This window comes from Yersinia thracica (assembly GCF_902170565.1).
Classification (GTDB): Bacteria; Pseudomonadota; Gammaproteobacteria; order Enterobacterales; family Enterobacteriaceae; genus Yersinia; species Yersinia thracica.
On the sequence record NZ_CABHXX010000101.1, the window covers coordinates 39,739 to 51,398 of the forward strand.

An 11,660-nucleotide genomic window follows, 5' to 3' on the forward strand; every position below is an offset into this window, starting at 1 on the left:
CCGCAATATTAGCGTTAGTGGGATTTCATACCGGCGGCAGTCATCATCATACGGAACAGCATGGAAACTGCCAATAAAGCCAGCACACTGCCGCACCAGATAAGCAGCATCCAACCGATTCTCTTCCACCACGGGGATTTTACTGGCTCAAGTGGTTGGGAAGGTGATGGTGATTTCATCATTCAGTGATAACCCTGTTCGTGATTGATTTTTCCCCGGAACACATAGTAGCTCCAGAAGGTATAAACCAGAATGATTGGGATAATAAACAGCGCGCCCACCAGCATGAATCCCAAACTTTGTGGTGGGGCGGCTGCTTGCCATAAGGTAATTGATGGCGGAATAAGATAAGGCCAAATGCTGATACCTAATCCGCTATAGCCCAAAAACACTAACAACAAGGTCAGCAGGAACGGGGCATAATGCCCGCCATGTTTGACGGTGCGCAGTAAAGCCCAGCTTGCCAATAGCACCAATAATGGGACGGGCAGGAACCAGAAAATATTAGGTAAGCTGAACCAGCGCGCTGCAATTTGCGGATGAGCCAGCGGTGTCCACACGCTGATAATGATAATAATGAGCAGCATCATCAATGTCAGTGGTCTTGCCAGCTTATGCATTACTTGCTGCACATGACCGTCGGTTTTCATGATGAGCCAGGTACAGCCAAGCAGAGCATACGCAATGACCAGACCCAAGCCGCAGAACAGTGCAAAAGGGGTGAACCAATCAAATGGCCCGCCACTGTAGCTGCGCCCGGTGACTGGGAAGCCGTGAATGAATGCACCTACAACCATGCCCTGCGTGAAAGTGGCAATCAGCGAGCCGCCAATAAAGGCTTTATCCCAGATATGCTGTTTTTCCTGGCTGGCTTTAAAACGAAACTCAAATGCAACACCACGGAAAATGAGTCCCAGTAGCATTAAAGTCAGCGGAATAGCCAGTGCATCAAGAATAACCGCGTAAGCCAGTGGAAATGCCCCCAGTAGCGCCGCGCCGCCCAGTACCAGCCAGGTTTCATTGCCATCCCAGACCGGGGCGACGCTGTTCATCATTAAGTCCCGATCCCGGCTATTTTTAACCAGCGGGAACAGAATGCCAATCCCTAAATCAAAGCCATCCATCACCACGTACATCATGGTGCTGAAGACAATAATGACAAACCAAATCAATGGAAGATCAATGCCCATCATGAGCTCCTATTTTGGTTATTGTCAGACGTCAATACATCGCCATCAGCATTAAGCGGTTCACGAATTGCTGACAGAGGGCGAGCTGGCGTGGCGTGTTGACCGGGGCCACCTTTATCTTGTTGATGACCTTCATGCGCTTTTGGCCCTTTGCGGATGAGCCGCATCATATAGGCATAGCCCACACCAAAGACTGAGCCATACACCAGGATAAATATCAGTAAGCTGATGCTCATATGTATCTCACCATGGGATGAAACTGCATCACTGGTGCGCTGTAAACCATAAACAATCCACGGCTGGCGGCCTACTTCGGTGGTAAACCAGCCCGCCAGAATAGCAATCAACCCCGATGGCCCCATCCACAGTACAAAATAAAGAAAGGGACGCGACTGATACAGACCACCACGCCAACGGAGCCATAAACTCAAAAAACCGGCTAAAATCATCAACATACCTAACCCGACCATAATGCGGAAAGACCAAAAAACAATGGTTGAGTTCGGGCGATCTTCCGGTGGGAAAGATTTCAGCGCTGGGATCTGTTTTTCCAGACTGTGAGTCAGAATAAGACTCCCTAAATAGGGGATTTTCAGTGCGAAATGGGTTTTCTCTTGCTTCATGTCCGGCCAGCCAAACAGGATCAGTGGCGTCGGTTCACCGGGTTTATTTTCCCAATGGCCTTCAATAGCGGCAATTTTAGCGGGTTGATATTCCAGTGTATTCAGACCATGGGCATCACCAATAACGGCTTGCAGCGGGGCGACAATCAAGGCCATCCACATTGCCATCGACAGCATTTTTCGCATCGCAGGGGTATCGCGTTTGCGCAGTAAATGCCAGGCGGCAGAAGCACCGACAAAGAATGCTGAGGCCAGAAAAGCGGCGGTTGACATGTGCAGCAAGCGGTAGGGGAAAGAGGGGTTGAATATCACTTTTAGCCAGTCAACCGGCACCACTTGCCCATTAATCACTTCAAAGCCTTGAGGTGTTTGCATCCAGCTATTGGAAGCCAATATCCAGAAGGTCGACATGAGGGTTCCCAATGCCACCATGCAGGTGGCAAAGAAATGCAAACCGGGGCCAACACGATTCCAGCCAAATAACATCACACCGAGGAAACCGGCTTCGAGGAAGAAGGCTGTCAGGACTTCATAAGTCAGCAGCGGGCCGGTGATGCTGCCGGCAAATTCAGAGAAAAAGCTCCAGTTAGTGCCAAACTGGTAGGCCATCACCAGACCAGACACGACCCCCATACCAAAGTTGACGGCAAAGATTTTTGACCAAAAATGGTAAAGATCGCGGTAATCCTCATTTTTGGTTTTTAGCCATAAACCTTCGAGAACCGCCAGAAAACTGGCCAGCCCAATAGTGATAGCGGGGAAGATGATATGGAACGAAATGGTGAAAGCGAATTGGATCCTGGCCAACTCAAGAGCGGTTAAGCCAAACATAGCGACCTCGCTGTAAACATGGTACTGCCTCATCAATCTAGAAAATAAATCGCGCCATATTGATTATTCGGGAGAGCTGCAACGGGCGATTATTTCGGGTGTAAACTTGGCAGTTAGTTAACCATAAGTTAAAGTGGCTATAATAGTGACAATTAATTCAATCTTACCTATAACAGTTGGCTTATGACGCGATATGAACAGTTAGCGCAACAAATTCGGGCGCAAATACAATCCAAGGTCTGGCAAGCGGGCGACAAACTGCCTTCATTGCGGGAAAGTTGTAAGCAATCGGGGCTAAGCTTAATGACCGTGGTGCAGTCTTATCAGTTACTGGAAAGTCAGGGCTGGATCGTGGCGCGCCCGCAATCGGGATATTATGTTGCTTCACGCCCGACCCAATTGCCTCAGCCACAGCGCGGCAAAAAACTGCATCTGGATGAGCAGGTAGACATTAATACCTTTATTTTTGATGTGCTACAGGCGGGGAAAGATCCGGCCATTATGCCTTTGGGTTCTGCCTTTCCAGACCCCAGTTTATTGCTGCAACCCCGCTTGTCACGTGCGCTGGCCAGTGTCGCGCGCAAAATATCGCCACAAAGCTCAATGACTAACTTGCCGCCGGGCAATGAAAGTTTACGGCGCAATATTGCTCAGCGTTATGCCGCCAGTGGGATGAATGTTTCACCGGAGGAAATTGTGATTACCGCCGGTGCGATGGAGTCGCTTAGCCTGAGTTTACAGGCGGTTACGCAACCCGGAGATTGGGTAGTGATTGAGTCGCCAGCATTTTATGGTGCATTGCAGGCCATTGAGCGTTTGCGCTTAAAAGCCATCGCCATCACCACTCATCCGCAGCAGGGGATGGATCTCGATGCGCTTGAGCAGGTCATCAGTCAGTACCCCATCAAAGCCTGTTGGTTAATGACGCATTTTCAGAATCCGCTGGGCTGCACTATGTCTTGGCCACAGAAAAAACGGCTGGTGGGTCTGCTGCAACAAAATAATATTTCGCTGATTGAAGATGATGTTTATGGCGAATTGTATTTCGGCGCTGAGCGCCCGTTGCCGGCCAAAGCCCTCGATCAACACCGGCAAATTCTGCATTGTTCCTCTTTTTCTAAATGTCTGGCTCCGGGGTTCCGTGTGGGCTGGGTCGCGGCGGGCGAACACGCGCAGCGGGTGCAACATTTGCAATTGATGAGCACGGTTTCCGCCAGTGTTCCGACCCAGTTAGCCATTGCTGATTATCTCAGCCAAGGGGGGTACGATACTCACCTGCGCCGCTTGCGCCGCATCATGGAACAGCGGCTCAATGCGCTGCGCCAGGCGGTGGTGGAGCACTTTCCCAAGAATGTTAAAATCAGTCACCCCGCGGGAGGATATTTCTTATGGCTGGAACTGGAACCGCCTTTCAATGCCAGTGAGTTATACCAGCGAGCACTGGCGCAGGGGGTCAGTATTGCACCGGGGCGAATGTTTACCACCGGCAAGCAATTTGATCACTGTTTTCGTCTGAATGCTTCATTTGCCTGGTCGGAACAAAGTGAAAAGGCCATTCGTATTTTGGCTATGTTGATAACTCAACTGACAGGTGGTGACGATAGCTGCTTGCGTTAGCCCGGCCGCCTTTTCTTAATACCTGCGACTGATCCTCAATACTCTGTTTCTCAATAAAATTAAGACTTCTCAATACTCTGCTTCTCAATACAATCAAACTGACGGCTCCAGAAAATGGAGCCATAGCCACATTTTCTTCTGCTGAAATGACCGGTTTCTTTTTACTTTCGCTGTTGTAATAAATAAATGTGTTATGCATAAACGACTTAATTCCACACTTCTTACCCACTTATTCAACAGCAGAAATGCACTTAATTGATGCGCTCAATGCTCATTTATAGGGCGCTAAGAATAGCTATTGTTGATTTTATGTTGCCATAGTGTGATCTGACAGAGCAAAAATAAAAATTGGTGTTGAATGCATATAATTTCGAGAAAACCCACGTAACAGGCCAGTTTAGCTAATTAAATACAGTATGAATGCTGGCTATTTGCATAATTATGCATTTTAAATATTTGTTTTAATGGGGATTATACATTTTATTCACATTCTGGTCGGTGTGGCACGAAAGCTGCTCTACACTTTATATCAGGTGAATATATTTCATTCTTTATTATTTCCAGAATAAGAGATTTTGTTGGGCGGCAGAGTGGTTCCTCACGACAAATTTCTCACCCTTATTTACGCTGATTAAAGAGGTCTCTATGGAACAGCTAATCCCGGTTACCCGACAGTCTTTTGATGAATGGATAGTCCCGACCTATGCTCCGGCAGATTTTATTGTGGTACGTGGTGAAGGGGCATTGCTGTGGGATCAGCAGGGTAAATCTTATATCGATTTTGCCGGGGGTATTGCTGTCAATGCCTTGGGGCATGGGCATCCTGCCGTGAAAGCTGCATTGATTGAGCAAGCAGACAAAGTATGGCATTTGGGCAATGGCTATACCAATGAGCCGGTACTGCGCCTGGCAAAGCAACTGATTGATGCTACTTTCGCCGAGAAAGTGTTTTTTTGTAACTCAGGGGCCGAAGCCAATGAAGCGGCGCTGAAACTGGCACGCAAATATGCATTGGATAATTTTGCCAATAAACCGGGGCAGCAAGGGGAAAAGAATCAGATTGTCGCCTTTAGAAACGCGTTTCATGGCCGGACACTATTTACTGTTTCGGCAGGCGGACAGCCAAAATACTCACAGGATTTTGCTCCGCTACCGGGGGGAATTAGCCACGGTATTTTCAATGACCTGGCCTCTGCTGAGGCGCTGATCAATGACCAAACCTGTGCGGTGATTGTCGAGCCGATTCAGGGCGAGGGCGGTGTGTTACCCGCGGAAACCGAGTTTCTCCATGGCCTGCGGGCACTGTGTGATCGCCATAATGCCTTATTGATATTTGATGAAGTACAAACCGGGGTCGGCCGCACCGGCGAGCTGTATGCCTATATGCATTATGGCGTCACGCCTGATGTCCTGACCAGCGCTAAAGCCCTCGGCGGCGGGTTCCCAATTGCGGCAATGTTGACCACCACCCAATATGCCAGCGCCCTGAATGTGGGGAGCCACGGGACAACTTACGGCGGTAACCCGCTGGCGTGCGCGGTGGCGGGAACTGTTTTATCCCTCATCAATACACCTGAGGTACTGGCGGGTGTGAAAGAAAGGCATCAGTGGTTTTTAGAGGGATTGGCAGACATTAATGCTCGCCACAAAGTTTTCGCCGAAATCCGTGGACGCGGCTTATTGATTGGCTGCGTGCTCCACAGTGATTACGCCGGTAAATCTAAAGACATCATTCAGGCTGCCGCCCAACATGGGCTAATCGCCTTGATTGCTGGCCCTGATGTGGTGCGCTTTGCGCCGTCACTGATTATTTCACGACAGGATATTAAAGAGGGGTTAGCCCGACTTGCTCTGGGTATTGAGCAGGTTTGTCGTAAGGCTAAGCCGTAACACATAAGCCGTAACACTTCGGCAGTCAGCAAGGACCTTGAATATGATGAGAGTTCGCCCGGTAGAGCGCCGTGATTTAGCCGATATCTTTGAGTTGGCTGGAAAAACCGGTGTTGGCATGACCTCACTGCCACAAAATGAGCAGCATCTCGAAGCGAGAATCGAGCGTGCATTGAATACCTGGCAAGGTTCTTTGGCGGTAGGCGAACAGGGTTATCTGTTTGTGTTGGAAGATACTGAGCGGGATAAAGTCGTGGGGGTCAGCGCCATTGAAGTGGCGGTGGGAATGAATGACCCTTGGTATAACTTCCGCGTGGGAACTCTGGTTCACGCCTCCAAAACGCTCAATGTGTACAAATCAGTCCCGACCCTATTCTTGAGTAATGACCACACCGGCTACAGCGAACTCTGCACATTGTTTCTTGATCCTGAATATCGTAAGGATAAAAACGGCCCTTTCTTGTCAAAAGTCCGCTTTCTGTTTATTGCCGCATTTCGTCAATATTTCTCCCGCAAAGTGATTGCCGAGATGCGCGGTTACACCGATGAACAAGGGCGCTCGCCATTTTGGGAAAACGTTGGCCGCCACTTTTTCGCTATCGAATTCGCTAAAGCGGATTATCTGAGTGGGACGGGGCAAAAAGCATTTATTGCTGAATTGATGCCAAAACACCCGTTGTATGTGGATTTTCTGGCCGAAGAAGCCCGTGCGGTGATAGGTCAGGTTCACCCACACACGGCACCTGCGCGGGCGGTTCTGGAGACTGAAGGCCTGCAATATCAAGGGTATGTCGATATCTTTGATGGTGGCCCGACATTGGAAGCCAGTATTGATGAAGTCCGGGCGGTGCGTGATAGCAGCCAGCGAAAAGTCGTTATCGATGATAGTGATATTGACCCAACTGCCACCGCCTGGTTAGTCACCAATGACCGTTACCAATATTTCCGTGCAATATTGATTCACACCCATCTATCAGACGAAATGCTGCATTTAACCACTGAAAATGCAGCCGCACTGGGGGTCATTGCCGGTGATTCGGTTCGGATAATTAGCCTTTTTGCTCCGGAGACAAGAAAATGACCCATCCAGCACTGTTTATTCAGGGGGAATGGCGCACCGGCAAAGGTGCCCATTTCGACAAACATGACCCTATGGATCAGCAATTATTATGGCAAGCGCGTGCCGCTGACAGCACAGATGTTGCCGCCGCCTGTCGTGCGGCGCGCGATGCTTTCCCAGCTTGGGCACGGACGCCACTGGAACAGCGGGTCGCCATTGTTCAGCGTTTTGCCGCATTACTCGAACAACATAAACAGCAATTGGCGCGCACCATTAGCCTGGAAACCAGTAAACCACACTGGGAAACCCTGACCGAAGTGCAGGCCATGGTGGGCAAAGTGGCCATTTCATTGCAAGCCTATCAAACCCGCACCGGCAGCAGCCAAACCCCGATGGCGGATGGCGTTTCAGTGCTACGGCACCGGCCACATGGCGTGTTGGCAGTATTTGGCCCTTATAACTTCCCCGGACATTTACCGAATGGACATATTGTCCCTGCATTGTTAGCGGGCAACACGGTGGTGTTTAAACCCAGCGAACTGACCCCGGTGACAGCAGAAGAAACTGTCAAATTATGGCAATCGGCCGGTATCCCTGCTGGCGTGCTTAATTTAGTGCAGGGCGGGCGAGAAACCGGCGAAGCACTGGCGGCTCAACCTGATATTGATGGCTTGCTGTTTACCGGCAGCGCCAATACCGGCTACCACTTGCATCAAAAACTGGCCGGGCAGCCAGAGAAAATTTTGGCGCTGGAGATGGGCGGAAATAATGCGCTGATCATTGAGCAAGTGAAAGACCGTGATGCAGCAGTCAACCTCGCGATTCAGTCTGCGTTTATCTCCGCCGGTCAGCGCTGTACCTGCTCGCGCCGTCTGTTAGTTAAACGCGGTGAGCAAGGTGATGCATTTTTACAGCGTTTTGTGGCGGTGGCTAAAGCGCTGCGTATCGGGCACTGGGATAGTCAACCGGCTCCCTTTATGGGGGCGGTAATTTCCTCTCAGGCGGCTGAAAAAATGCTGGCAGCTCAACAACATCTGCTGGCGTTAGGGGGGCAATCCTTATTGACTATGACTCGCCCCGATAGCCAAAGCGCCGTTTTGACACCGGGTATTATTGATATTACCGGCCTTAGTGAGGCTCCTGATGAGGAGTATTTTGGCCCGCTGGTGAGTGTAATTCGCTATACCGATTTTAGTGAGGCACTAAAAATAGCGAATCAAACCCGATTCGGTTTAGCCATTGGTCTGGTTTCAGAGGACAGAGAACAGTTCGAGCAACTGCTCTTGGAGGCGCGTGCGGGTATTGTTAACTGGAATAAACCTTTGACGGGAGCCTCAAGCGCGGCTCCCTTTGGTGGGATCGGAGCTTCAGGGAATCATCGGCCAAGTGCATTTTACGCCGCTGATTATTGTGCCTGGCCCATGGCGTCACTCGAAAGTGAAAGCTTGACGCTGCCAGTTACCTTGTCACCGGGGATTTCTTTTGATTTACCGGATTAACTCATTTACCTGATTAGCCCTACGACATAATGAGAACATAGGCGCGAGTGGAGAATACGATGGCAGGATATGAAGTGAACTTCGATGGATTGGTTGGGCTGACCCATCATTATGCGGGGTTGTCTTTTGGCAATGAAGCCTCTGCCAAACATCAAAATGCACTCTCCAACCCGAAGCTAGCGGCAAAACAGGGTTTGCTGAAAATGAAAACGCTGGCTGACTTAGGGTACAAACAGGGCATATTGCCACCGCAGGAACGCCCCGCGATAGGTTTTTTACGCCAACTGGGATTCAGTGGTTCAGATGAACAAGTCTTGAGTGAAGTGGCGCGCAAATCTCCGCGCCTACTGTCGGCGGTGAGTTCAGCATCATCCATGTGGACGGCGAATGCGGCGACAGTTTCACCCTCCGCTGACAGTGCGGATAGCCGGGTTCATTTTACTGTTGCAAACTTGAATAATAAATTTCATCGGGCCATTGAGGCCGATACAACGTCAGCAATATTAAAAAGTGTTTTCAATAACCATCGTCATTTTGTGCACCACGATGCCTTGCCTTCGGTCGAGTTATTTGGCGATGAGGGCGCGGCAAATCATAATCGTCTGGGGGGCGAGTATGACCACCCCGCGATCCAGGTCTTTGTTTATGGTCGTCAAGGGCTTGAGAGCGGAACAGCACCCAGCCGATATCCTGCCCGACAAACATTGGAGGCCAGCGAGGCCGTGGCGCGTTTACATCTGTTAGATCCTGACCGGGCTATTTTTATTCAGCAAAATCCAGCGGTTATCGATCAAGGAGTATTCCACAACGATGTTATCGCGGTCAGTAATCAAAATGTGTTATTCCACCACCAACACGCATTCCTGCCCGATATTCAGGTAATGGATAGTTTGCGTCGCAAGATGGCGAGAATTGAGCAACAGCTGGTCACCATCGAAGTGCCCGCGGCGCAAGTTTCTGTCGGACAAGCGGTATCGACTTACCTGTTTAACAGCCAATTATTGAATAAACCCAATGGCAAGATGCTGCTGGTGATCCCACAAGAATCACAAGAAAGCCCAGCGGTGTGGGGATATCTATCTGAACTGATAAACAGCGGCGGCCCAATTGATGAAGTTAGGGTCTTTGACCTGCGCGAAAGCATGCATAATGGCGGTGGGCCAGCCTGTTTGCGCTTGCGTGTCGCGCTAAATGAAACAGAGTTGGCGGCGGTGAATAGTCGGGTGATGATGACCCCGGCATTGTTTGTCGCGCTGAATAATTGGGTCGACAAACATTATCGCGATCGTTTGCAATTTAAGGATTTAGCAGACCCGCAGTTGGTGCAAGAAGGGCGACAAGCATTGGACGAACTGACGAAGATACTTAACCTTGGCTCAATATATCCGTTCCAGAATCATTAATAAAAACAAGACTATTATCCAATAAATCAGTCATCCAACGGCATGTGCCATAAAAAGTATAAGTAAATTGAAGGAGCGATGATGCTAGATTTTTTATCGGTCACACTCTCGGGGAATTCACCACAGGTTACCGGCGGTGAAACACCCAATCTTAAGTGGCACTGGCTGGATGAGGGGGTGTTGATGCTGATACCCCACGGCAGTTATTCGCAGTCAGTGGTGTTATCGGCGGGTATTCATGGGAATGAAACGGCTCCGATTGAGATTCTAAACCAATTGGTCTCAGACCTATTAACAGGCAAATTGCCGTTGGCAATACGTTTGTTGGTCATATTAGGCAATCCACCGGCTATCAGAGTCGGAAAGCGCTATCTCATTGTCGATATCAATCGCATGTTCGGTGGACGTCATCAAAATTACTTACCGACTGATGAGGCTCGACGGGCTGAAACTCTCGAACAAAGGGTGGGGGAGTTTTTTGCCGCCGACTTACAATCCACACGGCTACATTATGATTTACACACGGCGATTCGCGGTTCTTATCATACTCGATTTGGCTTATTGCCATATCGAACCACGCCATATTCAGCGGCTATGTTGCGTTGGTTAAAAGATAGTGAGCTAGAGGCATTAGTCATGCACACCGCCGCAGGAGGAACTTTCGCCCATTTCAGTAGTGAATTTTGTCAGGCGGCAAGTTGCACACTGGAATTAGGAAAAGCGCTGCCCTTTGGGGAAAATCAACTCGAACAATTTAGTTCTATCACTGCCGGTTTGCGCGCATTAGCCGGTGGTGAGCAGCTGCCGGAGCGCTCTGGCGGGGCAATAATATTCTACCGTGTGGTGAAATCACTGCTTAGGCAGCATGCAGATTTTAAACTGTGGGTGGCGGATGACACAGTGAATTTCACTCGCTATACGCAAGGGACATTGTTGGCAGAACAGCTTAATGAGCATTATTACGTTGAACATGAATACGAATGGATCTTGTTCCCAAACCCAGGGGTCGCGTTGGGGTTACGTGCTGGGATCATGTTGGTGCAGATGGATGAGAGTGAATTAAAAAAATATAAATAAGGGCATATTACTAATACCGCCCTAGATAGTTACCTAGGGTAATATCACTTACGGGCGTTCAACTTAAGTTAAATTTAAAGTGATATATCGGTTTTAATATTCAAAAAAGTTAACGATTAACATCAGTAGCTCACTTTTTATTCATCAAATAAGAAAATATCTTATTTCATTTGCTATAAATAATCTGTCGTTTATTAAAACCCATCAAATTAGCAAACATCCTAAGCCCCTACTTTCTATAAACCTATCAAAGTCATTTATGTTTTATTTTTTCTTTGTTGCACCAAGTTGGATATTCAACCCTTTATTTATTGTGTTTTAAATAGTCGATAAATTGCTTTGAATATATAAAAAATGGAATAGAAGTGTGATATCCACTCCATTTTACAAATCTAATCACTCAAAAGAACAAAAAAGAAACAAATTGAAATGACTTTGCACCTAAATGGTGCTAATGCACTGTTTTAGTT

Annotated in this window: 9 protein-coding genes; 6 read left to right on the forward strand and 3 right to left on the reverse strand. The window is 48.7% G+C overall.

The genetic code is table 11. The features are described from left to right. Window positions 1-14 precede the first annotated feature (14 nt). From FTA91_RS15285 to FTA91_RS15295, 3 genes are read right to left on the reverse strand one after another with little or no spacing between them, the layout of a single operon-like run. Window positions 15-182, reverse strand: coding sequence for a DUF2474 domain-containing protein (locus tag FTA91_RS15285; protein WP_072082522.1), 168 nt, complete (start codon window positions 180-182; stop codon window positions 15-17). Continuing rightward, complete coding sequence (cydB, locus tag FTA91_RS15290; RefSeq protein WP_050113451.1) at window positions 183-1,190, reverse strand: cytochrome d ubiquinol oxidase subunit II; 1,008 nt, start codon at window positions 1,188-1,190, stop codon at window positions 183-185. It abuts the gene before it with no gap. Further along, window positions 1,190-2,644 (reverse strand): cytochrome ubiquinol oxidase subunit I, encoded by a 1,455-nt coding sequence (locus tag FTA91_RS15295; protein WP_050113452.1) that lies wholly within the window; start codon window positions 2,642-2,644, stop codon window positions 1,190-1,192. Before FTA91_RS15295 ends, cydB begins: the two co-directional genes overlap by 1 nt. A 183-nt stretch (window positions 2,645-2,827) precedes the next feature. Here FTA91_RS15295 and FTA91_RS15300 point away from each other — a divergent pair, with 183 nt between their 5' ends. The 6 genes from FTA91_RS15300 (at window position 2,828) to astE (ending at window position 11,190) form a co-directional block, all read left to right on the forward strand. Continuing rightward, on the forward strand, window positions 2,828-4,261 hold the full coding sequence (locus FTA91_RS15300; RefSeq protein ID WP_145535630.1) for an aminotransferase-like domain-containing protein: 1,434 nt from the start codon (window positions 2,828-2,830) through the stop codon (window positions 4,259-4,261). A 645-nt stretch (window positions 4,262-4,906) separates the two neighbouring features. After that, window positions 4,907-6,151, forward strand: a complete 1,245-nt coding sequence (locus FTA91_RS15305) for an aspartate aminotransferase family protein (RefSeq protein ID WP_050113454.1) — start codon at window positions 4,907-4,909, stop codon at window positions 6,149-6,151. A 43-nt stretch (window positions 6,152-6,194) separates the two neighbouring features. Continuing rightward, on the forward strand, window positions 6,195-7,232 hold the full coding sequence (astA, locus tag FTA91_RS15310) for an arginine N-succinyltransferase (protein ID WP_050113455.1): 1,038 nt from the start codon (window positions 6,195-6,197) through the stop codon (window positions 7,230-7,232). Continuing rightward, window positions 7,229-8,710, forward strand: coding sequence for a succinylglutamate-semialdehyde dehydrogenase (gene astD, locus FTA91_RS15315; RefSeq protein WP_145583566.1), 1,482 nt, complete (start codon window positions 7,229-7,231; stop codon window positions 8,708-8,710). Before astA ends, astD begins: the two co-directional genes overlap by 4 nt. 59 nt (window positions 8,711-8,769) lie before the next feature. Next, window positions 8,770-10,113, forward strand: coding sequence for an N-succinylarginine dihydrolase (astB, locus tag FTA91_RS15320; protein WP_050113457.1), 1,344 nt, complete (start codon window positions 8,770-8,772; stop codon window positions 10,111-10,113). A gap of 81 nt (window positions 10,114-10,194) precedes the next feature. After that, window positions 10,195-11,190 (forward strand): succinylglutamate desuccinylase, encoded by a 996-nt coding sequence (gene astE / locus FTA91_RS15325; protein ID WP_050113458.1) that lies wholly within the window; start codon window positions 10,195-10,197, stop codon window positions 11,188-11,190. Window positions 11,191-11,660: the final 470 nt, after the last annotated feature.

Excerpts from the sequence above, each read along its gene's own strand:
- astB (WP_050113457.1), top strand. The coding sequence starts at position 8,770 with ATGGCAGGATATGAAGTGAACTTCGATGGATTGGTTGGGCTGACCCAT.
- FTA91_RS15285 (WP_072082522.1), bottom strand. The coding sequence starts at position 182 with ATGATGAAATCACCATCACCTTCCCAACCACTTGAGCCAGTAAAATCC.
- FTA91_RS15305 (WP_050113454.1), top strand. The coding sequence starts at position 4,907 with ATGGAACAGCTAATCCCGGTTACCCGACAGTCTTTTGATGAATGGATA.
- cydB (WP_050113451.1), bottom strand. The coding sequence starts at position 1,190 with ATGGGCATTGATCTTCCATTGATTTGGTTTGTCATTATTGTCTTCAGC.
- astE (WP_050113458.1), top strand. The coding sequence starts at position 10,195 with ATGCTAGATTTTTTATCGGTCACACTCTCGGGGAATTCACCACAGGTT.
- astD (WP_145583566.1), top strand. The coding sequence starts at position 7,229 with ATGACCCATCCAGCACTGTTTATTCAGGGGGAATGGCGCACCGGCAAA.
- FTA91_RS15295 (WP_050113452.1), bottom strand. The coding sequence starts at position 2,644 with ATGTTTGGCTTAACCGCTCTTGAGTTGGCCAGGATCCAATTCGCTTTC.
- FTA91_RS15300 (WP_145535630.1), top strand. The coding sequence starts at position 2,828 with ATGACGCGATATGAACAGTTAGCGCAACAAATTCGGGCGCAAATACAA.
- astA (WP_050113455.1), top strand. The coding sequence starts at position 6,195 with ATGATGAGAGTTCGCCCGGTAGAGCGCCGTGATTTAGCCGATATCTTT.